The following is a 22,399-nucleotide window of genomic DNA, read 5'->3' as shown; positions in this document are numbered from 1 at the left end:
GTTTATTGTAAAAATGCCTTCAAAAGCTTGGGTTTCTGATATCACCTATATTCAAACCAAAGAGGGATTTGTATATCTGACAACTATTATGGATTTGTACGATAGAAAAATCATAGGTTGGAGTTTAAGCGATGGAATGAGTACAGATGAAACCTCGCTTAAGGCTTGGAAAATGGCGGTTAAAAACCGAAATATTGAGGAAGGTTTGATTTTTCATTCCGACAGAGGTGTTCAATATGCCAGCAAAAAGTTTGTAAATGTTCTTGATTCCCATAAAAAAATAACCCGCAGTATGAGCCGCAAAGGAAATTGTTGGGACAATGCAGTAGCGGAAAGCTTTTTTAAATCCTTGAAAACTGAATTGATTTATGGAAACAAACTGATTTCTAAAGAACAAATGAAACTGGAAATCTTTGAATACATTGAAATTTGGTACAACAGAAAAAGGAGACATTCTGCTTTGAATTATGCAACTATTTGAAGAATTTAACAATCAAATTAATTACAAAAATGTAGCTTAACTTAATGTGCACTTTTTATTTGCATATCCATACCCTCACTTTGGATTTTTTAGATAAAATACAACTAGGTTTATTATGCATTTTACATTGGACTTTATAATTTTTTTGCCTCAATTAACACCAATTGCAATTAGACTAATTATGTACGTCAAAGTAAAAAGACACACTAAAGTCATGAATGATGAAGAACCAATCACCCCCTCACCAAAGTCTCCTACTTCGGTATTCCTTTCTAAGGATAGCCTACATCTAATGCTTAATTTTCAAATCATTAATTTCCCTCTTCAGTTCCAAAAACATATCTTTCACACTTGCCGTTTCCGTTACTTGCTGTTTTTCATCTGTGAGTCCAATGTTACATACGTATTCCCAAATCTCAAGTATAGCTGAAACCTTGACTTCATAAGGGGGATAAAAGCTGTTGTCTGATGCTACAACGAGTGCATTCTTTTTGTTTTTATTCAATCGCTTGTACACCATACCTTCATTTTTGGTTATCAGTATGTAGGTCTTGCCATCCTTGACGTCTCCTAACTTTTCAATATACCGCCCAACAATGATGCTACCATCTTCATGCGGTGGCATCGAATCTCCTTCCACCGGAAAACCCCTGTGCTTGCCTGAGCCCAAAAACGGCAATGAAATTTGCTGTAGACTTTCAATATATTCCGGATCGGCATACCCATTTAAATACCCGGCTTTTACTTTTTGTGTAACGACTTCAATAAAGTTATCTCCCTTATTATCTACCATAATCGGCAACACCAATCTGTTATTTTCCAATTGCAACAAATCGTTCAAAGGGATTTTCCGCACATCCACAGATAGTAAAAGGTCAATGCTGATGTGATAATAATGGGCTATTTTCTTCAGTATTTCATACGGGGCTTCCGAGGTTCCGTCTTCATATTTGACATACCTGCCTCTGGTTATCGCTAATGCCTCAGCCAGCTTTTCCTGCGAAATCTTTTGTTGCACCCTAAGGTTCCTGATGTTGTCGGAAAATAAAGACATAGATATTTTGTTATAATTTGTAACAACAAATATAATCAAATTTGTTATCATCTGTACTAATTTTGTAACGTATAAAAAAGGAAAGAAGATGGAAAGAGCAATTGTACACATGGATTTGGATACTTTTTTTGTGTCCTGCGAAAGACTGGGGAATTCAAAACTGGAGGGAATCCCTTTGATCATTGGTGGTGGGGATCGTGGTGTTGTCGCTTCTTGTTCCTATGAGGCCCGAACTTTCGGAGTGCGTTCCGCAATGCCTATTAAAATGGCACTCCGCCTCTGCCCGCAGGCTAAAGTGATGAAAGGCGATATGGAACTATACTCCAAATTATCGCATGACGTAACCGAAGTGATCCAAGAAAAAGCACCAATTGTGGAAAAAGCCAGTATCGATGAATTTTACCTTGATATTACGGGTATGGATAAATTTTATGGAGGCTACAAATGGACCAACGAACTGGCACAATCCGTTACTAAAGAAACAGGATTACCAATAAGCTTTGCGCTATCGATAAACAAAACCGTTTCCAAAATTGGTACAGGCGAAGCCAAACCCAAAGGAAATTTGGAAATACCCGAAAATAAAGTACGCTCTTTTTTAAATCCGCTTTCGATTCAAAAAATACCCATGGTGGGCGATGTGACTTTTCAACTGTTATCGCGAATTGGAATCCGTACGATTCAAACCCTTTCAGAAATGCCTGCCGAAGTATTGCAACGGATGATTGGCAAGAATGGCATCGACATTTGGAAGAAAGCAAACGGTATTGATAACAATCCGGTGGAACCCTATACGGAGCGGAAATCCATTTCAACGGAACATACTTTTACTCAGGATACCATTGACATTCCAAAACTGAAATCGATTTTGATCGGAATGGTGGAGAAATTGGCTTTTCAGTTGCGTTCGGAAGAATGGCTGACTTCCACTGTGGTGATCAAAATTAGATATTCCAATTTCGACACCGAAACCAAACAATGCAAAATACCCTATACCTCAGCCGATCACATGCTGACTAAATCCGTTACCGATTTATTTGATAAAGTATACCAGCGCCGTATGCGACTCCGTTTAATAGGGATTCGTTTCAGTGGGTTGGTTCGTGGAACCTATCAAATCAATTTATTTGAGGATACCGAAGAAATGCTGTCTTTGTATCAAGCCATGGATAAAATGAAAAGTCGGTATGGTTTTGATGCCGTAATGCGGTGTGCCGGAGCAAGCTTCAAACCCAACAACAAAGCAGAAATTTTAAAACGATCCTCTAAATAAAAAAAACAAATCACAACCAAAACCTCACTGTCATCCCGAGCACAGTCGAGGGACAACAACTCATAACTCATAACTTATAATTATCCCCCATGTACCTCAACTGTCATTCCTTTCATTCCCTGCGTTATGGCACCATCCCGCTGACCGAACTCGTCCAGCAGGCTGTTATTTGTGGTGTAAAAACAATGGCATTAACCGATATTAATACCGTTACTGGCATTTATGATTTCATAAAAAGCTGCGAAGAAGTAAATATTAAACCACTCGTCGGAATAGAATTTCGCTGCAACCATCAACTGCGGTATATCGGCTTGGCTAAAAATGCCGATGGGCTAGCCGAAATGAATCGCTTTCTGACCAAACATAATTTCGAAAATACTCTTTTACCAGTATCCGCTCCTGATTTTAAAGAAGTTGTCATTATTTATCCTTTCGAAAATAAGCCAGCAGAATTAAAAGACCATGAATATATAGGGATTACCCCAGAACAGCTTCCCAAGTTGTTTCTTCCGGAATGGAATGCTTTGCTTCACAAAATGGTGATTTTGCAATCCGTCACCTTCCGGACTAAAAGAGAATTCAATTTGCATAAAATCCTGAGAGCTATCGATACCAATGTCATCTTGTCCAAATTGACTATGGATGATTATTGCAAAACGGCTGAAGTAATGATTCCTTTGGAAGAACTACTTTCTAAATTTGGGGAATATCCACAAATAATCGAAAACACGCAAAAACTGATGGATCAATGCCATTTTGAGTTTGACTTTAAAACACCCAAAAACAAAAAATACTATTCGGGGAGTCAGGAAAGTGATAGGCAGCTTTTGACAAAGCTCGCTCAAGAAGGATTAATCAAAAAGTACGGTGCCGATAATCCGCAAGCAACAGCACGAGTGGAAAAAGAATTAAAAGTGATTCACCAATTGGAATTCAGCGGCTATTTTCTGATCACGTGGGACATCATTCAATACAGCACAAGCATGGGCTTTTTGCATATTGGTCGGGGTAGCGGTGCCAACAGTATCGTGAGTTACTGCCTCGGCATCACCGACATCTGCCCTATTGAACTGGATTTGTATTTTGAACGTTTCCTCAATGTGAACCGTAAGAGTCCTCCCGATTTTGACATTGACTGGTCCTGGAAAGAACGCGATACCATTCTCCGATACATTTTTGATAAATACGGTGCCGATCATGTCGCTTTTTGCGGAACCAATGTCGAATTTAAATACCGCTCCATATTCCGGGAAGTGGGCAAAGTGTTTGGTCTGCCCAAAGAAGAATTGGATGCATTGGCCAAAAACCCAATGGCGTTACATGATAAAACCCCAATAGTAAAGTTAGTGCAGGAATACGGGATGTTGCTCAAAAAATACCCAAATCAACGCAGCATGCATTCCTGTGGTATTTTGATTTCCGAAGAACCCATTACGAATTATACGCCTTTGGAAATGCCTCCGAAAGGATTTCCAATCGTGTTGTTCGACATGCATATTGCAGAGGATATTGGTTTTGAAAAGTTTGACATCCTGAGCCAACGGGGTATCGGTCACATTGACGACAGTGTGAAGCTAATCGAGAAAAATCAGGGGATTAAAGTCGATATCCGAGATACTGCTATATCAAAAAATGAGGCTAAGGCCAATACGTTTTTAGAACGCGGAAAAACCATTGGATGCTTTTATATCGAAAGCCCGGCCATGCGCGGATTATTACGCCGTCTGAAATGCGATAACTACAAAACCTTGGTAGCCGCTTCCTCCATTATCCGCCCGGGTGTAGCCCAATCCGGTATGATGAAAGAATACATTTTCAGGCACAACCATCCCGACAAGTTCGAGTATTTTCATGAGGTGTTTAAGGAACAACTTGGAGAAACCTATGGGGTGATGGTCTATCAGGAAGACGTAATAAAAATTGCCTTACATTATGCAGGGCTACCCGCGGCCGATGGTGATATTCTGCGTCGGGCGATGAGTGGGAAAGGACGCTCCAAAGCTGCTTTGCAAAAAGTGAAAGACAATTACTTTGCCTGCTGTGCCCAAAAAGGACATCCGGTAAAGTTGAGTGAAGAAATATACCGACAAATTGAATCTTTCGCTGGCTATTCCTTCTGTAAAGCGCACTCGGCTTCTTATGCGGTGGAAAGTTACCAAAGCTTATATTTAAAGGTGTACTACCCTATTGAATTTATGGTGGCAGTGATCAATAATCAGGGTGGTTTTTACCGTACCGAAGTCTACGTACATGAAGCAAAAATGTCGGGTGCAACCATTCAGAATCCCTGTGTCAACAAGAGCGAGTTTGAAACTACGGTATATGGCATCGACGTTTATCTCGGTTTCATGCATCTGGAAGGTTTGGAAAGTAAAGTAGCGCATTTTATAGTTAAAGAACGGGAGGAACAGGGAGAATTCATTTCTTTGGAAGATTTCATCAACCGCATTCCCATCGGTATTGAAGGGATACAGATTTTGATTTTTATCGGAGCGTTCCGCTTTACCGGTAAAACAAAAAACCAATTGCTGGTGATTGCCAGACTCATTCTGGTCAATTTCAAACCCGAAAACAGAAATGGGATGCTTTTACAGGAACCAATCAAAGAATATGAACTCCCTATACTCGAACGCTCCCCTTTTGAAGATGCTTTTGATGAAATCGAGCTATTGAGTTTTCCGGTTTCCTGTACTCCTTTCGATTTGCTGCAGACCAAATATCGAGGAGACGTAATGGCGAAAGATTTATTGAATCACCATAAAAAAACGGTAAAGATGCTGGCCTATCTTATTTCTAGAAAGCATGTACCCACCAAAATGGGAACCATGTATTTTGGAACCTGGATCGATCATGAAGGAGAATATTTCGACACCGCACATTTTACAAAAAGTTTGGAGAAATATCCGTTTCAAGGTGGTGGCTGTTACCTGCTTCTGGGAACTGTGGAAGTGGATTATCATTTCCCAACCATTTCCATTTCCAAAATGGCTAAAATGCCGTTTCTCCCCGATCCACGGTATTCCAACACTTCTGACAGACAGTATAAAGTACACGAACAGATTCGGGAAGATGTCAGCATGACCCATCGGGCACCGTATCCACAGGAACATGAGATTAATCTGCCAAGGCACAAAATGGAGGTGGGCGCAAAAAAAGAGTCTGTTTGACCTTTTTAGGAAGAAACATAATTGCTTTAATCTTTTACACAAGAATACCAATACAATTCACGTTATATACCAAATGAAAAATCAGGAATACGCAATAGTAGATATAGAAACCACAGGCGGAAATGCCAGTTACAGTCGCATTACAGAAATTGCCATTATTATCCATAACGGAACCAGCGTAATCGACCGCTGGGAAACACTAGTCAACCCTGAAAAGGAAATACCGCTTGCTATTTTTTCGTTAACCGGCATTAATAATGAAATGGTTCGGGATGCACCTATTTTTGATACTATTTCTGAAAAAGTTTTAGAAATGCTTACTGGACGCATCTTCGTTGCCCATAATGTCAACTTTGATTATTCGTTTGTTCGCCACCAACTCGAAGCAAGCGGTTTTAAATGGACTGCGCCAAAATTGTGCACCGTTCGAGCAGCAAGAAAGATTAAGTCGGGATTGGGTTCGTACAGTTTGGGTAGACTTTGCCAATCCTTAGACATCCCTTTGATAAACCAACATCGTGCCGGTGGTGATGCGGATGCCACAGCCATATTGTTTTCCCGTTTGCTGGAATGGGACGTTGAAGGAGTAATCGAAAAAATGATAAAAAAAACTTCTCAAGACCAGCGCCTACCTCCTAACCTACCGCCTGCTGACTTTGAGCAATTACCTGAAAAAGCAGGAGTATATTATTTTTATGATCAGACAAGAAAAGTAATTTACGTAGGAAAGGCGATCAATTTAAAAAAACGGGTGGCTTCCCATTTCAGTGGCCATAATATCACTCCACAAAGGCAAAATTTCCTGCGGGAAATACACGGAATTTCCTTTGAAGCTTGTGCTACCGAATTAATGGCGCTGTTGCTGGAATGTACAGAAATTAAGAAGCTATGGCCCACTTACAATAGGGCACTCAAACGCTTTGACCCTAAATATGGACTTTATGAATATGAAGCCCGCAACGGTTACCGATATCTGGCAATTGGAAAGTTAGGTAAATTTCAGGCATGCATAGAGTCTTTCAATAGTTTGTATAAAGGCATCAATGTGTTGCGCAGCCTCGTCGAACAATTTGGCATTGATAACCGATTCTGTAACTACGGCATGGACGACCACGGAGAATTTATCCCAAAACCAGACCGGACCAATTTACCTGAAGTCGAACAACACAACCAGCAAGTCGAAAACGCCATTAATTTTTTAATAAAAAACAGGCCTAGCTTTGCCATTATAGACAAAGGCAGGTCTGCTGAAGAACGCAGTTGCATTTGGGTTGAAAAGGGTCACTTTTATGGCATGGGATATATCGCTTTAGATATTGGATTTACTGATCCCGCTGAGATAAAAGATCATATCACTCCTTACAAAAGCAACCAATACAGTGTGGATTTAATCCTTGCTTATGCTGAGAAATATCCGGGTAAGGTTCTTTTTAAACAAACCGAAAATGAATAATAATAATAATAATAATAATAATAATACGCTTGGATAACCTCGAATTATTCACATCAACGTTATTGCATCAGTAGATTTTGTCGAAACCCTATGTTCCGTATTTGAAACGTTCTTTTTCGAAATCACACAACAAAACCCATTTAGGAGTATAAAGTCTGACAGTTGGTACAAATAAAACTTCTGCGTTTTTTAACTCCTGTCTGTTTTTTAATTATAGGGAAGTTGCATCTTAAACATAATTTTTTGGTGTGTGCTAGCCAATGCTTTTTTAAGTCGTATTCTCTTTTCCATTCTAAAAACTGAAAACTATAAATACGAGTTTCATCTATGAGTTTATTGAGTTTTGCAGTTGGTATTTTCCCTGTAAGCGATTCGGGATGCACACGAACACGATAAAGTATCTCATTCTTTATAATGTTGCCTACTCCTGCAAAAATGTCCTGTTCTAAAAGTACATCACAGATAAGTTTATCCGGTATTTTTTTTAATTTGGCTTTTGCCTTCTTTTTACTCCATTGGTCATTCATTACATCCGCAGTCCAATCGTAATATTGGTTTATATCTCCTTCAAGATATTTAACTGAACATGTATATAAATTTATTTCCCCGTTTTCAAAGGTGAGATTAAGTCTTATTGTTCTGTCCGGTTTCTTTTCATCTACAGTATAACTGCCAAACAGCAAGAAATGTACCCTTAGCGTAGGCCCGTCCATACAAATGAGAAAATGTTTCCCCCAACTTTTAAACTCAATTACCTTTTTATCAAGCAAAACACTGTGATCAATTTTACTGTTACCACTAACGGCAATAATTTTTTCCCCGATAAATTTTGCAACCGCTTCTTTGACTAGTACTATGGATGGTCCTTCGGGCATGGTCTTACGCTGATTTAGTTTTCTTAACTGCTAAACTTGCTTTTAGCATATCCATTAAATTATCACTTTGCTTCTGCACAAGTTCTATTTTTGGAGTGGTGATTTTTTTACCTTTTGATTTTTCCTTAATTCGTTTTAAGAGTTTATCGGTGTACGTGTCTTTATATTTTTCAATGTCGAATTTTTCGGTTAGCTGCGCTACTAATTTATTTGCCATATCCATCTCTTTGGAGTTAGTTTTTGATAGTGGTGGTAACTTTAATTCAGACGGCTCTTTTATCTCTTGGCTAAAGCGAATGCGATTGAGTACGATCACATTTTTATAAGGCTTTAGTATTGCCAAGCCTTCCTTATTTCGCAATACAAATGTTGTAACTCCAACTTTTCCTGATGATTGTAATGCATCCCTCAGTAAAGCATACGCATTCATTGCTGTTTTTTCAGGCTCAAGATAATAGGGCTGCTCATAATAGAGGCTGTCAATCTCCCCTTCGTCAACGAAATTGATTATCTCAATCATTTTGGTTTTGACGGCATCGGCTGCTTCAAAATCTTCCTCTTCCAAAATCACATAACCACTTTCTAATTTATATCCTTTTACAATATCTGCGTAAGCGATTTCTTTACCGGTGATTTCATTTACCCTCTTGAATTTTATGTTAGCGTGGTCTTTACTGTCAAGCATGTCAAGGTCAATAGAACTTTCTTGCACTGCTGAAAATAATTTTACGGGAATATTTATTAACCCGAAGCTGATGGTTCCTGTCCAGATTGGTCTCATAGTATTGTATGTTTTTAGTTATAATTATTGTTGTCTCATTACTATCCTTGAAATTACTTTCTTGTCCTGCGCTTTTGTATGGCATATTATTCTCTATTGTATGTTTTAATAACTTTTTCCAAATTAATTCCTTTGCCAAGCACGGGCTTAAAAATATCACCTGCGCTTTTTATTCTTTCTAGCGAATTATGAATTGTAAAATCACTCATCTTCAATCCTTTCTTCACTTCATCCCAATGCAAAGGCATCGAAACCGTTGCACCAAGTTTTGGCCTTAAAGAGTACGGAGCCGCAACTGTAGCTTGTGCTCGGTTCTGTAAAAAATCAATATACATTTTTCCTTTTCGCGCTTTTACAACACGTTCAATGCTTGTATAGTCTGGAATTTCTCTTTGCACCAATGTGGCAATGATTCGCGCAAACTCTTTCGATTGATCATAAGTATATTTTGCCCCCAATGGAATGTAAATATGTATGCCTGTTGAGCCGCTAGTTTTTGGATAGGCGATAACTCCCATGCTTTCCAAAATATCTTTGGTAACATTTGCAGCCTCGATAACCTTTTGAAATGTATTTTCAGCAGGGTCCAAATCGATAATACACCAGTCGGGATAATCTTCTGTTTTTACTTTGCTGTGCCACGGATTCATTTCAATGCAGCCTAAATTTGCCATGTACAATAAACTTGCTTCATCCTTCGCTACCAAATAATTTCTTACCCTGTCATCAGCATCGCTTTTATACTCAAAGGTTTCAATCCAATCAGGAGCTGTTCCCGTCACATCTTTAAAATAAAAACTCTCGCCGTTAATCCCATCCGGATGTCGGTTCATGGATTGCGGCCTATCTTTTAAATACGGTAACATGTAAGGTGCAACTTGATAATAGTAATTGAGCATGTCACGCTTGGTGATTTTTTCGTCAGGCCAATAAATCTTATTGAGGTTGCTGAATTTTATTTCATGTCCATTAATTTCACGCAGTTGGGTCTCATCTGTCGGATTCAAAAATGTTTTTAGGCCTTTCTTTCCAGCTGGTTTTACTGTTTTTGGTGAGCTTTCTTCTTTATGGGTTATAATTTCATTTGTGTCAATAACTTCCTCTCTAATAACCTCTTTTGCTTTTTTATCAATCCGCATGGCTTCAAAAGACGGATGCCGCATAATCCCGTCAGCTGTCATTTCAGTAAAACTCACTTCGCAAACCAATTCAGGTTTGATCCAAATTGCGGTTGCATGGGGAGGATTGCGCTGGAATCGTGATGGTTTGTTTATGTCCGGCAGTTCTTTGAAGGGTGGTGTTTTAATTATGTAAGGCTTAAATTGTTTAAGCATTTCTATCTGTTGGGTATCGCTAAAACCTGTTCCTACTTTGCCTGTATAAATCAACTCCCCATTTTCATAGACGCCAAGTAATAATGAGCTGAATGATTTAGAGGAATCATCATTTTTAGTATAACCGCCAATTACCATTTCCTGTCTTTTATTGGCTTTAATTTTCAACCAATCCTTAGAACGACTCCCGGCAGAATAAACACTATCTGATTTTTTTGCGATGATCCCTTCCAATCCCATCTTCTTTGCGGTTTCAAAAAATTCTATTCCGCTTACTTCAAAATTTTCACTCAGTCGAATAATGTCATTTTCAGGGATAATTTGTTTCAAAATGGTTCTTCTTTCACTTAATGGAAGTTGCATCACGTCTTTTCCATTTATCCAAAGCAAATCAAAAACATAAAAATATAAGGCTCCATCGGATTCGCTTTTCCAATTTTGCAAAGCACTAAAATTTGGTTTTCCATCTTCATCGAGAACTACCACTTCACCATCTACTACTGCAGTAATGTTCCATTGCTGAAGGGCTTTATGAACAGGACAAAACTTTTCGTCAAAAGATTTATCGTTTCTGGATTTTAATTCTACTTTATCTTTATTACAGAACGCAAGGGCCCGGTAGCCGTCCCATTTTATTTCATATTGCCAGCCTTCTTTATCAAAAGGCTTATCAACTATGGTAGCAAGCATGGGCGATATCTTAGAAGGAAACTTGCTGCGTTTTCCTCCGGTATCAATATCATCGGCCGTTTTTTGTTCTTTTTCTTTTTTGTTTTTTGCCGAAGCAGCTTTTACATCACTGCGCTTGTTGAGAGAAGTTTCTTTTTTGCTTTTAACTGAAGATTCTTTTACCCGCTCTGCTCCGTAAAAATTAGTGGTGGTTTTTTCTACCTGTGCCAACGTTTTTTTGGAGATAACTGATTTGTCTTTCAAGGTCACATCGTCTTTGGAAACATATTTATCTTTCACCTTAAACAGCAACCAGGCATTTTCTCCTCTGCCATGGGTTTTTACTAAAGCAAATTCACCTTTTAGTTTTTTTCCGTCTAATACAATGTGCAACTTGCCGGCATGAATCCCTTTTCTTAATTCTTTGTCCTGCGTCTCTTTATCCGTTCCACTTGCATCGGCAATCTCATAAAAACCTTCATCCCAAACGATAACCGTACCAGCACCATAACCGCTTGGAATTATTCCTTCGAAGTTTCGATAGTCATACGGATGGTCTTCTACCATCATGGCAAGTCGCTTTATAACAGGGTCAGTAGAAGGACCTTTAGGCACTGCCCAACTTTTAAGCACACCTTCCATTTCCAATCTGAAATCATAGTGCAAATGCGAAGCAGCATGCTTCTGAATCACAAAGCGAAGTTTATCACTATCAGGATTACCGCCTTTAGGTTCGGGGCTTTCATCAAAATTTCGTTTCTCTATATATTTAGTAAGTGCCATGTATATAGTTTTTAAATTTTAACTGCTTTTAGTATGAACTGAATCATTCATGATTTTAAAGATATTCGGCGCCACCTATTGTTTAGACACATTTACATTGATGATTCCATAAACATGAAAAAGGAGTGTGAAATCATTAGTACATAATTCATAAAGTAAATTATAATTCCAGCTATTACGGTAATATTAATTGTGTGCTTAACGCTTTTTTTAAGGATTGCCTTGGCCGTAATTTTGCTTAGCATCATTTTCCATTTTTTTTTGACTAAAATTTATTGAACAATTACGATTAATGCACGGACTCTAAATAAGTTTTAAAATTCATTATATCGGCCTGTACCAATTTTTCAAAATAAGGATTAAGGAGTTTTGCAGCACTTTCTCCGGCGATTCCCAAAGGAGCATGATAAGAAATAGTTACATCAATTTCTGTCGTATTTCCTATTGGCTTAAAAATAACTTTCCCGGCATTTTTGATAGTAGAGTCTGGTAGGGAATTCCAACTGATAACGCTATCCTTTTCATCGTTTACTATTTCGGCTGTCCATGATAGCTGTCCAATGCCAGCAGGACCTTTTGCCGTCCATTTAGAAGTCGTGTACGTAATCGGTTCTACTGATTCCAGATGGGTCATAAATTTCGGCAAATTTTCAAGATCGCGCCAAAAAGAATACACTTCGCTAATCGGTTTATTAATTAGACTGCTTAGGCGAATATTAATGTTTGAGGCTTTGTCATTTTTTAAATGATCTACGGCATCATATAATGGGCAATATCCAGAAATTCCACGCATTAACATTGCTCCTCCAGCACAAATTACGCCGATACTTTTATTTTCTTTAGATACCTCTCTGTATAATAAATAGGCTCCACTTGTAATCATTACGATTCGCTCGAGTGTTGATACATTTGTTTTACTTTTTGAAGTATATGAATTATGCATTGCAGCTGTTGTATTTGCTTCCATGATGTAAATATTTAAGTTAAAATTCAAATTTAAGAAAATTTAAAGTCTATATGTTATACAATTATTATTTTTGACTACATAGTTATCAGTTGTTTATATATTAATTTACGGGATTAACTAAAGACAAATAGGCATCGTTCCAAGGTTTTTGTGATTGATAGGTTTTATAAAATTACTATTATTGTCCACTATTTCTTTCTCTAAAGTAAGTCCAAGCTCACTTTCATTATGGAGTCTGTATTCTGAATACGGCTTTTGCAATTTCAGCTTGAAACTCGTTCTCTGAGCTGAAATCATTATCAGTAACAGCAATTTTTATATAATAACTTCAATAATTCTTTGAAAGGTTGTTCCTCCTCAATTTGTATTTCGGGAATAGCACTTTCTTTGGTGTTTATATGGAGTCGATTATTCTGTTAAATTTTTAAAGTATTAAAAATGCAGTTTGGAATTATGTAGCGTATTTTACGAATGAATTGCAAACTAAATTTGAATAGGCTTGTCTGTACTCTTTGTGGCAATTTTGTTGGGTAAGATTGATAAATAGGTTAAAAAAACCGCTAGGTATTAAGCGGTTTCTTTAAGCTAAATTAAAAATTAAAACTGCCTTGGATGTATCGGATTGGTGTTATTGACATCATCATCGGCATCATTTAAATCATTTTCCAGAAAATCGTCGTCATCTTCAAGATTATCTTCAGAATCATCTTCATCTTCATCAGAGTCAACTTCGTCAGAATCATCTTCGTTAGAATCATCTTCGTTAGAATCATCTTCGTTAGAATCATCTTCGTTAGAATCATCTTCGTCAGAATCATCTTCGTCAGAATCATCTTCGTCAGAATCATCTTCATCAGAATCATCTTCATCAGAGTTATCATCATCAGAGTTATCATCATCAGAGTCATTTTCATCAAAGTCATCTTCATCAGAGTCATCATCTTCGAAGTCATCATCATCATCATCAAGAGGATCTTCTTCGTCTATTTCATCATCACTGTCGTGAATTCCTTCGTCATCTAAATCAGCACCTTTATTTAGGTTTTGATTGATATTTTGTACTTCGTCACTAGTATCTGAATTTTCTAGTGGAGTATCTAATTCATGTTCTTCGTTTCGAGTTCCATCATTTTTAGAAAACTGGTCAGAATGACTGTCATTTTCTCTTTCTTCTATATTCATAATACAAGGGTTTTTAAATGGTTATTTCTTTGCGTTTTTGTCTGTCTTTTTTGTATCGGCAGAAGATTTAGAGCTACTTTTTGCAGCAGTTTCTTTACTGTCAGATTTTTTTGTATCCCCTTTTGTACCTGATGATTTTGCACCCGCAGCGCTGCTTTTTTTTTCGTTTGAAGTTTTTATGAAATTTAGTTTTTAAAGATTTATCATTGTAAATATACAAAAGATAAACGGCAAAATGTTATACAGAACTTTGATTTAATTGTATGATTAACAGCATTTTAACATGCTAAATAGTCATAAGTTCTTCTTCACCTTATTACTGTTATTTATACTAATTAATTACTTTGAATTAGTTAACTTATGGCCGAATTTAAGGCTACAGCTAAAGATTCCGTTTTACAGGCGCGAAATTTTCTGGTATGACTTAGCTAAATTAATTGGTAAAAATTGCATTTTCAGAATCGGTAACCATTTATTCACGAACATTATAATTTTAATGTCTATTGCAAATTTATATTGCCAGAATCAACTTGAACATGATCTATAATAAATCGGTTATTTGGTGAAGAATAGTTTTCTTTTTTTCCAAATTAGTTTTCTTCCAGCATTCGATACGACCCACTCCAAAATGTTCGGTTTCTGAAAGGTGCAGACCGATTTAAAATTTATTAAAAAAACAAAAAAAGTATGTATTGAATTCGATAACCTTTCAAATTCCACTAAGAATTCTGAAATATTAAATACGTTATAAACTTCCTGATATCTAATAGGATAAAGTAAACAACTAAAAAAAATATTTCAGACTGGTATTATTCCAGACAAATCTAAAAAAGCATGGTTATTACAAAACTTTTATTCAATATATTTTTGTTTGATTTGTGCCTGTTTTTGTGTCTAACCGTAAAAAGAAAATACTGTTTTCTGATTTTGATCGAAAATAAAAAATTCAGAACGATTATACGTTTATTTTTTAATTCCTTTTTTTAGTTTTTCAACCAAAGGATTATCTAACAATCGTATTTGATCTGTAACTAGTTTTGCAATTTCAGTAGCCCCTTTTAAAGATAAATGCGTATCATCGACTTTTCCCTGTGGATAATATGGAATTTCCCCTGCTGTATAATGCAAATGTAATTGTTTTGATTGCTCTGGTCCATAAGATGTTTCCAATAATTCAGATAAATACTCTAAATCGATAAACGGTATTTTATATTCTTGAGCTACCAAACGGGTTTCCATTGGATAATCGCCATGAGTAGGTATCAAGACCCCTTGCTCGTTAAAATTTCTTCGCACGATGGATGAAAATAAAACAGGAATGGCTCCTTTTATTCTAGTCTCATTTACAAAACGGATTAAATTATATCGATAAGCCGTATGTGGGTTGGTGTAACGACTAGAATCTTTTTCTTTTTGGTCATTATGTCCAAATTGAATAAAAACATAATCGCCTGGATTTAATGCTTTGTAAATCGTATCCCAACGTTTTTCGTTGATAAAACTTCGAGTGCTCCGGCCATTTACGGCCCTATTATCTATGGTAATATTATCATTGAAAAACTGCGACAACATTTGTCCCCAGCCGTGTTCTGGATTTTCATTGGGTTTTACCTTATTGGCCATAGTAGAATCGCCAATTAAATAAATCGTTGTTTTTTGTGCAAAACAGTCTGATGAAATTAGCATTAGAAAGAGGACAATACATTTCATAATCGATTGTTTTTAGTTTAGTGAATTTATTTTGCAGCTGTTGGAATTGTTGCCTTTTCGCCAATTACAACTTCGTTTATGGTTACATTTTCGGAATTAATAACAGTCATTCCGTTTTTTGCAGATTGTATGCTGATGTTGTCTAATAGGATATTTGATACTTTTTTATTTGGATATCCTTCGATTACAATTCCTGTATTTGTAGCTTCAATACAGCTAATATTGGAAAAAGAAATATCGGAGATCTTAGAAGAATGTAATCCACCGCCTTCTCCGTGATAATTAGCGGTGATGTAAATACAGTCTTCTACTTTTCCAAACGCCAAATTATTGAAATAAATATTTTTGATATAACCTCCTCGATCCGAATTGGTTTTTATAAAAATTCCTCTTTTTAAATCCCCTCTGAATTTGCTGTTTTCCACATATACATTGCGAACTCCTGCGGACATTTCGCTTCCAATGACTATAGCGTGCAAACCCTTAAATTCACAATTTCGAATGACAATATTCTCCGAAGGAGTGTTTAAATTAGTTCGTCCTTCATCATCTCTTCCTGCTTTAATGGCAACATTGTCATCGGCATTGTCAAACAGAATGTTTTCAATTAATATGTCGCTGGAATATTCTGGGTCAATTCCGTCATTATTGTTGTTGTGCGCATTGTATTTTACTCCTCGAATGGTTATGCTTTTGCTTTTTAGCAAATGAAGGCACCAAAATGGGGAATCTTCTATCTGGACATTTTCAACAAGAATATTTTTTGAATTGACAAACTGAATCAGTTGCGGTCTTAAATAATGGCCTTCGCCAAAAATTCGCTCCTTTATTGGTGTATTTTTGTGGTTCATTTCTCTACTTAATAGTTGGTCTTTCTTTTCAAGAGGTTTCCATTTTATCCAAGTATTTTTGGCTTCACCATCAATGATTCCATTTCCAGTTATAGCGATGTTTTCGACCTTGTTGCCATAAATCAATGGGCTATAATTATAAAGCATGGTTCCTTCCCAACTGGTTAGAACTAGAGGATAATCTTTTGGATTGGAGCCAAATCGAATTTTTGCGCCTTCTTCTAAATGTAATTTTACATTACTCACAAAATGAATGGGACCGTTTAGCGTGTAAACTCCTTTTGGGACAATTATGGTTCCTCCTTTGTTCTTTTTGCAAAGTGCCATCGCTTTGTCAAAAGCGGGTTTGCAATCGCTAATCGAATCTCCTTTTGCCCCAATCTTTGTTACGCTAATTTTATACGAAGGAATTTTTGGCAATTGAATGCGTTTTATAATTGCATCAACGGAATCTGACGGGAAACTATTATTTTGGGCAAATCCATTTAAGGAAATCAATAAGAAAAAGAGGAGTTTGTATTTCATAATTTTTAATTCTTGTGTCGATTTATTTTGAAAGTGATTCTTTTATTGTTTTGGAAAAGTCCAACCCATAATATTTTCAATGGTATATTTTTTTACTTCTAATTTTTGCAATTGATGTGACCACGAAACTCTTTTTTTAGGTTGAAAACCTTCGCCACTACAATTATACTCTGCATAAAAAGCTTTTTTTTCTGCTTCTGGTTTTGACCAATTGTGCCAACCTTCCGGTTTGATGTGTTTTCCCATTTCACAATTTAAAAAAACTGTTTTGGCGTAAATGCGCCAAGGGCGTCCGAGATAAACAGCCGTAACTCCTGGAGCAGCAGTCATTTTACAGTTTTGAAAAACAAACCCGTAAGCAACATCTTCCGGAGTGGAAGCTGCCGTTATATAGGAGTCTTTCAGACTATGCAAGGTGCAATTTTCAAATAAAACAGTTGCTTTTCCAAAAATAAAATCCGTGGTTCCTTCGATATAACAGTCTTTTACATACTGTTTAGTACCATTTCCCGTTACATACAAAGTATCTTGATTGCCTAAAATATTACAATTCGAAATTAATACTTTGTTGGCATTTAAAGTCAAAGCTACCGCCTGCCCCACTTCGCCGGAGGAATTTAGTATAGTTAAATTTTGAGCGACAAAACCTTCTCCTTCCACTAACATCGTGTAGGTATAAAAAGTACTGTTTTTGCCTAAATTTATCTTGTTGAAATAATCATCGTAGGTAATTATCGTTTGCTCTCTACTTTCTCCAATCAAGGAAATGTTAGTATTCCACTCGTGGATTTTTACTTTCTCATGGTAAATTCCGTTTTTTATAAAAATAGTTTTCCTTTGATACGGAAATGAATTCGAATCGTTTATTGCTTCTTGAATCGAACTATAATCACCGCTGCCATCCTTTGCAACGACACTGTACCATTCGTTTTTTAAAGATTTAGTGCTTTTTGCACTCGATTTGTCAAGCGAAACCATGTTTGTTTTTTTCCAAAGCGGATACTTTTTCAAAACCTCTTTTGGTTCATTGGTATACCAAGCATATCCATTCCTGCGCTCTGATCCGATTTCTGCTAAAGATCCTTTTTTGACACCATCGCGATCACAGAAGAAAGGTGTGTTGTCATCCAGTTCCATAAACCTTGACCATAAAAGAGCTGCATTTACATCTTTTACCATTACTTTATCGAAGACCTTAGTATTGCCAACTGTTTGTCGGTCTTCTCTAAGTCCTGTTATTTTTGTTTTTTCAAACCAGGCAGCGGCGCTATTTACCGCTGTTATTATTTCCTTGGATGGATTTTCAATTGACATCAACAGCAATACAATTTGAGCTGATTCCTTTCCACTTAAAGAAGGCAATTCATAAGCACGCGCTTTAGCAGGAAGTAAGGTAAATTCATCATGTTGTGCACACCAAGCCGTTAAAATACCGTTTTGTTTGTATTGCGATTTAACGATGCAATCAATTCCTTTGTCAAATGCTTTCTTTACTTTCAAAAGAGTTTCTTCCGAGGGTTTTATGGAATAATAATCTGTACCATCGTTTAAATTTTTTAAAATTTCCAAAATATTCACCATCGAATCATCATTATAAGTGATGTTGGAATAATATCCTATTTTTAAAGGATAAAACTGTGGCCATCCTCCATTTTCATATTGAGCGGCCAGCAAATAATCTAAACCATTTAAGAATGCTTTTTTATATTTTTTATTAGGAACTTGTGCATATACTTTAGACAAGAACAGCATTTCCATGGCAGTCGCACCATTATCAGTAGTCGAATTCATTGGATCCGTTTTAAGCGCTTCCAGTTTTTGTTTTTCGTCCTCTGAAAGTGATTTCTGCATTTGGATGTTTTTGGGCCATCCGCCAATGTTGCGTTGATAAAGCAACACATTCTCTGCAATCCCTTGTACCTCCTTGGAACTGAACCAAGCTTTGTCATCAGTGGCAACAATATCTCTCCAATTTTTATTCAGTATTTGTGACTGAAGGCCTGTACCTGCAGTGCAAACAAATACGAACGCAATTACTATTTTTTGAAAATAACTCATTTTTTAAACTATTAGGAAAACAATTGTACTATAAAAATTCAAGCTTATCTATTCAACTCTAAAGCCGCCAAAATGAAAGGGCCGGTTGCTTTAGGATCGTTATCTTTTTTTCTTTCGTTGACATAATATTCAAAAGAGCCATCACGATACGGATTACCTCCTAAACCTGCCACTGCACAGGCTTGTGTAATACTAATTTCACCATTTTCGCCAACCTTAATTAAGTGTTTTGTCATACCATCAAAAGCTTTATTTGCAATCGCTTTATATTTTGAAGGCAAATAGCCTTTGTTCGCTCCTTTTGCAAAAGCATAAGCAAACATTGAAGAACCTGAAGCTTCTAAGTAGTTACCTCCCACAGCACCTTTATCAGTTACTTGATACCATAAACCGGATTTGTCTTGGTATTTGGCTAAACTAGCACAAACGTTATTTAAATAACCTACTAATTCTTTGTGCTTGGGATGATGTTTAGGGAAATAATCCAAAGCATCTACTAATGCCATGGTGTACCATCCTAGAGCTCTTGACCAGAAATTTGGGGAGTTACCCGTTTCTTTATTAGCCCAGGGCATTAGTTTTTTTTCATCCCAGCCGTGATACAATAATCCAGTTTTTTTATCGGTTGCGTGTAATTGAATTTCTTCAAATTGTTTGGCTACATCATCTAAATTTTTTCCATTTTCAAAAGTCACCGTATATTGTGCGTAGAATGGTTCTCCCATGTACAACCCATCCAACCACATTTGGTTGGTGTATATTTTTTTGTGCCAAAATCCCCCAGTACTAGTTCTGGGTTGCCCTTCAAGTTGTTTGCGCAACAATTGCATTGCTTTTAAATATTTTTCTTCTTTTGTGGTGTCATATAAGTTAAACAATAGTCGTCCAGACACGATCATGTCGATATTAAATTTATCCATTTCGTACGTTTTGATAGTACCGTCGTTATGAATCAAAAGATCGGTATAGCCTTTTGCGTATGCAGCATATCTGGCGTCTGGGTTTTTCTTATATAATTCTTCGAATGCGTGCAAAACCAAGCCGTGAACATAGTCCCATTTTGGTGCTTTGGCATCATCAATCATATAGGATTCTGGATGGCTCTTCATAATAGATCGTGCCATTCGTTCAGACCATTTTAGTTTATCCGAAATAATTTGCTCTTTTTCAACACTACCTACTTTTGTATCTGTTTGAGAAATAGATTTACAACTTACAAACAGTAATGTTACAATTAGAATCATGGTTTTAAAACAATTCTTTTTTAGTATATTTTTCATCTTAAATTATATTTTATTGGTAGTATTTAATACCGCTAGTTTTTTATCTAAATAAGATGAAAACTCTTCTTGTGATTTAATCCCGTTTACCTCTTGCTCCCATGAGCCTAAAAAGTAAAAAGAAATGGGTTTTGTTGTATGTTTAAAAATCAAAAGGTGATCAAATTCAGCATCCACTTCAGATTCGATGGTTTTGATTTCATAGAAAATAGCCATACCCAATTTATCTGGCACCAATGTCTGTGCGCCATAAGTAGCTAAGTAGGCCCATTTTTTGTTTTGGCTCACTTTTTTAAGTACTTCGGTATTTTTCTGTTTTACAATTCCGGTACAAATCCCAGCAATTGCTTGTGAGGCTTGAATGGTGTGTTTGGTATGACGCTGATCAGGATTAATTGTCAATTCTGATGTGAAATCAATTTTATCCGAAGCTGATTTCCATCCGTAGTAATTGATTTTTACACTGGAAGATTCCGCATTATTTTCTACTTTGGCAATGGTAGAATCCACTTCATAAAAGTGCAGTCTCTCTTTATTTAGATAACGATCGATGGAACCAATTCCGATTCCTTTTCCCGCTTTTAGAATATCTGATCCCCAAACTTGCATTTCATGGTAGGAATCAAAACCATCCTGTCCTACTTGTGGTAATACCATCGCTTCGGTTTTTTTTCCGAAAATATCAATGGCATTTCTCCAATCGAGATACAAGCGATATCCTATTTTATTGCTTTCCCAACCCGGACCTTCGTAGCGAATATCAAAAGAATGATCGGTATGTTCTGGAGCTAACTTTAAACTTTGAACATTTTTAAAATTACCCCCTATATATTTACGTCCTTCCCATTTGCCACCATCTTTTACAGAAATTTCGGCATAGGTTTTGGAGGTTGTCGTTACTTGTTTTTCTTGCACTTTACACGAAACTAAACAACTTAAAACAATTACTGAAGCAATTTTTATTATTTTCATTTTGTGTTATTTTGAAAATTATTTATTTATTTTTTTTTTGAAAATTTCATCTAAAAAAACAGTTGTGCTTTCCACCATTTCTTCAAACCACGGATGAAAAAACCAAAAGGAATGTGGCGAATTACGAATGTTTTTTATTTTACTATAAATCCCTAATTCATTTAATTTAGCAATCATATCGTTTCTTCCCGCATGAAAACGAGGCATGTCACTATTAATAAATAAAATTGGAGGCGTATTTTTATTAACATGATTTAGCGGCGAAGCTTGATTCCATATTTCTGGTTTTTCTTCAAAGGTACCACCTAACCATTCACTGGCAACTTTACCCTCTTTGGATTCCGGATGTTTAAAAGCCAGAATGCCATCCATATTTATAATGGCTTGCACACTGGAGCTTTGATTAAACTCACTTTTCAGATCTTCAAATTCTAAATTATTATTTGTCGTCCCAATCAAAGCCGCCATTTGTCCACCTGAGGAACAGCCTAATACTGCTACTCTGTTTGGATCTGCATTAAATTTTTCGGCATTCGCTTTAATGTACTTAATCGCTTCTTTTACATCAAAAATTGCTGCCGGATATGCTGCTTCCGGAGACAATCTATATTCAACCGCAAAACAAGAATATCCTTTCGAGGCGATGTTTTTTGCTAAAAATTGCATCTGTGATTTATTCCCTGATTTCCATCCGCCACCGTGAATTAAGACAACTGCAGGATTACGATTTTTTGTTTTTTTATAAAAGGCATCTAATAGCAAAAACCCTGAAGCACTATTTTTATAAATTATTCCTTTATCTTCAACTACATGGCTTTTATTCGTTTTAGAGACAATTTGAATGAAAGGATATTTTTTTATTTCTTTGTTATAAGTACTAAATACAGTGTAAGAGGTATCTTTTTCAACTGGATTTTGCGAAAACACAGGAAAACCAATACTTATAATAAAAAGGACTAAAACTATCTTCATATTAAAACCTAT

Annotated in this window: 17 protein-coding genes; 4 read left to right on the top strand and 13 right to left on the bottom strand. The window is 36.5% G+C overall.

Annotation, left to right across the window (positions count from 1 at the left end; translation table 11 throughout):
* Positions 1-481, top strand: a 481-nt coding sequence (locus ACNQGJ_RS14210; RefSeq protein ID WP_417973886.1) for an IS3 family transposase, incomplete at its 5' end; no start/stop codon positions are given.
* 289 nt (positions 482-770) lie between these two features.
* Here the strand turns inward: ACNQGJ_RS14210 and ACNQGJ_RS14205 are convergent.
* Positions 771-1,535, bottom strand: a complete 765-nt coding sequence (locus ACNQGJ_RS14205; protein WP_417973888.1) for an XRE family transcriptional regulator — start codon at positions 1,533-1,535, stop codon at positions 771-773.
* 88 nt (positions 1,536-1,623) lie between these two features.
* On the opposite strand from ACNQGJ_RS14205, the gene dinB reads away from it, so the two are divergent.
* The 3 genes from dinB (at position 1,624) to ACNQGJ_RS14190 (ending at position 7,428) form a co-directional block, all read left to right on the top strand.
* Positions 1,624-2,808 carry a DNA polymerase IV gene (gene dinB, locus ACNQGJ_RS14200; RefSeq protein ID WP_417973890.1) on the top strand — a complete coding sequence of 395 codons (1,185 nt, stop codon included), beginning with the start codon at positions 1,624-1,626 and terminating at the stop codon, positions 2,806-2,808.
* Positions 2,809-2,897: 89 nt separating this feature from the next.
* Complete coding sequence (locus ACNQGJ_RS14195; RefSeq protein WP_417973892.1) at positions 2,898-5,975, top strand: DNA polymerase III subunit alpha; 3,078 nt, start codon at positions 2,898-2,900, stop codon at positions 5,973-5,975.
* Positions 5,976-6,048: 73 nt separating this feature from the next.
* The gene (locus ACNQGJ_RS14190) at positions 6,049-7,428 is read left to right on the top strand and encodes an exonuclease domain-containing protein (protein ID WP_417973894.1); all 1,380 of its coding nucleotides are present in this window, start codon (positions 6,049-6,051) and stop codon (positions 7,426-7,428) included.
* Between the two features lie 140 nt (positions 7,429-7,568).
* On the opposite strand, the gene ACNQGJ_RS14185 is transcribed toward ACNQGJ_RS14190, so the two are convergent.
* From ACNQGJ_RS14185 to ACNQGJ_RS14130, 12 genes are all read right to left on the bottom strand, one after another.
* The gene (locus tag ACNQGJ_RS14185; protein ID WP_417973896.1) at positions 7,569-8,303 is read right to left on the bottom strand and encodes a DNA-formamidopyrimidine glycosylase family protein; all 735 of its coding nucleotides are present in this window, start codon (positions 8,301-8,303) and stop codon (positions 7,569-7,571) included.
* Positions 8,304-8,307: 4 nt separating this feature from the next.
* Positions 8,308-9,084 carry a non-homologous end joining protein Ku gene (ku, locus tag ACNQGJ_RS14180; protein ID WP_417973898.1) on the bottom strand — a complete coding sequence of 259 codons (777 nt, stop codon included), beginning with the start codon at positions 9,082-9,084 and terminating at the stop codon, positions 8,308-8,310.
* An 86-nt stretch (positions 9,085-9,170) separates the two neighbouring features.
* Positions 9,171-11,870, bottom strand: a complete 2,700-nt coding sequence (ligD, locus tag ACNQGJ_RS14175; protein ID WP_417973900.1) for a DNA ligase D — start codon at positions 11,868-11,870, stop codon at positions 9,171-9,173.
* 289 nt (positions 11,871-12,159) lie between these two features.
* Positions 12,160-12,837: an SRPBCC family protein gene (locus ACNQGJ_RS14170; RefSeq protein ID WP_417973902.1), complete on the bottom strand. Its 678-nt coding sequence runs from the start codon at positions 12,835-12,837 to the stop codon at positions 12,160-12,162.
* A gap of 117 nt (positions 12,838-12,954) precedes the next feature.
* Positions 12,955-13,149, bottom strand: a complete 195-nt coding sequence (locus ACNQGJ_RS14165; RefSeq protein ID WP_417980377.1) for a hypothetical protein — start codon at positions 13,147-13,149, stop codon at positions 12,955-12,957.
* Positions 13,150-13,434: 285 nt separating this feature from the next.
* Positions 13,435-14,019: a hypothetical protein gene (locus ACNQGJ_RS14160; RefSeq protein WP_417973903.1), complete on the bottom strand. Its 585-nt coding sequence runs from the start codon at positions 14,017-14,019 to the stop codon at positions 13,435-13,437.
* A gap of 963 nt (positions 14,020-14,982) precedes the next feature.
* Entirely contained in the window at positions 14,983-15,729 is a 747-nt protein-coding gene (locus tag ACNQGJ_RS14155; RefSeq protein ID WP_417973905.1) for a rhamnogalacturonan acetylesterase, read from the bottom strand.
* A gap of 26 nt (positions 15,730-15,755) precedes the next feature.
* Positions 15,756-17,105, bottom strand: a complete 1,350-nt coding sequence (locus tag ACNQGJ_RS14150) for a glycoside hydrolase family 28 protein (RefSeq protein WP_417973907.1) — start codon at positions 17,103-17,105, stop codon at positions 15,756-15,758.
* Between the two features lie 42 nt (positions 17,106-17,147).
* Complete coding sequence (pelA, locus tag ACNQGJ_RS14145; protein ID WP_417973909.1) at positions 17,148-19,163, bottom strand: pectate lyase; 2,016 nt, start codon at positions 19,161-19,163, stop codon at positions 17,148-17,150.
* 44 nt (positions 19,164-19,207) lie between these two features.
* Positions 19,208-20,443, bottom strand: a complete 1,236-nt coding sequence (locus ACNQGJ_RS14140) for a glycoside hydrolase family 88/105 protein (protein WP_417973911.1) — start codon at positions 20,441-20,443, stop codon at positions 19,208-19,210.
* Between the two features lie 6 nt (positions 20,444-20,449).
* Positions 20,450-21,415 (bottom strand): DUF4861 family protein, encoded by a 966-nt coding sequence (locus ACNQGJ_RS14135; protein WP_417973913.1) that lies wholly within the window; start codon positions 21,413-21,415, stop codon positions 20,450-20,452.
* Between the two features lie 18 nt (positions 21,416-21,433).
* Positions 21,434-22,387, bottom strand: coding sequence for an alpha/beta hydrolase fold domain-containing protein (locus ACNQGJ_RS14130; RefSeq protein WP_417973915.1), 954 nt, complete (start codon positions 22,385-22,387; stop codon positions 21,434-21,436).
* Between the last annotated feature and the right edge of the window lie 12 nt (positions 22,388-22,399).

Source organism: Flavobacterium cryophilum, from assembly GCF_048286555.1.
In the GTDB taxonomy this organism is placed as follows: Bacteria; Bacteroidota; Bacteroidia; order Flavobacteriales; family Flavobacteriaceae; genus Flavobacterium.
The sequence above is the reverse complement of the archived record's forward strand: the minus strand, read 5'-3'. Positions and strand labels throughout refer to the sequence as shown.

What these genes read in the sequence shown, in the direction of transcription:
- pelA (WP_417973909.1), bottom strand. Translation starts at nt 19,163, where the DNA reads ATGAGTTATTTTCAAAAAATAGTAATTGCGTTCGTATTTGTTTGCACT.
- ACNQGJ_RS14190 (WP_417973894.1), top strand. Translation starts at nt 6,049, where the DNA reads ATGAAAAATCAGGAATACGCAATAGTAGATATAGAAACCACAGGCGGA.
- ACNQGJ_RS14170 (WP_417973902.1), bottom strand. Translation starts at nt 12,837, where the DNA reads ATGGAAGCAAATACAACAGCTGCAATGCATAATTCATATACTTCAAAA.
- ACNQGJ_RS14205 (WP_417973888.1), bottom strand. Translation starts at nt 1,535, where the DNA reads ATGTCTTTATTTTCCGACAACATCAGGAACCTTAGGGTGCAACAAAAG.
- ACNQGJ_RS14130 (WP_417973915.1), bottom strand. Translation starts at nt 22,387, where the DNA reads ATGAAGATAGTTTTAGTCCTTTTTATTATAAGTATTGGTTTTCCTGTG.
- ligD (WP_417973900.1), bottom strand. Translation starts at nt 11,870, where the DNA reads ATGGCACTTACTAAATATATAGAGAAACGAAATTTTGATGAAAGCCCC.
- ACNQGJ_RS14185 (WP_417973896.1), bottom strand. Translation starts at nt 8,303, where the DNA reads ATGCCCGAAGGACCATCCATAGTACTAGTCAAAGAAGCGGTTGCAAAA.
- ACNQGJ_RS14155 (WP_417973905.1), bottom strand. Translation starts at nt 15,729, where the DNA reads ATGAAATGTATTGTCCTCTTTCTAATGCTAATTTCATCAGACTGTTTT.
- ACNQGJ_RS14150 (WP_417973907.1), bottom strand. Translation starts at nt 17,105, where the DNA reads ATGAAATACAAACTCCTCTTTTTCTTATTGATTTCCTTAAATGGATTT.
- ACNQGJ_RS14160 (WP_417973903.1), bottom strand. Translation starts at nt 14,019, where the DNA reads ATGAATATAGAAGAAAGAGAAAATGACAGTCATTCTGACCAGTTTTCT.
- ku (WP_417973898.1), bottom strand. Translation starts at nt 9,084, where the DNA reads ATGAGACCAATCTGGACAGGAACCATCAGCTTCGGGTTAATAAATATT.
- ACNQGJ_RS14195 (WP_417973892.1), top strand. Translation starts at nt 2,898, where the DNA reads ATGTACCTCAACTGTCATTCCTTTCATTCCCTGCGTTATGGCACCATC.
- ACNQGJ_RS14140 (WP_417973911.1), bottom strand. Translation starts at nt 20,443, where the DNA reads ATGAAAAATATACTAAAAAAGAATTGTTTTAAAACCATGATTCTAATT.
- dinB (WP_417973890.1), top strand. Translation starts at nt 1,624, where the DNA reads ATGGAAAGAGCAATTGTACACATGGATTTGGATACTTTTTTTGTGTCC.
- ACNQGJ_RS14135 (WP_417973913.1), bottom strand. Translation starts at nt 21,415, where the DNA reads ATGAAAATAATAAAAATTGCTTCAGTAATTGTTTTAAGTTGTTTAGTT.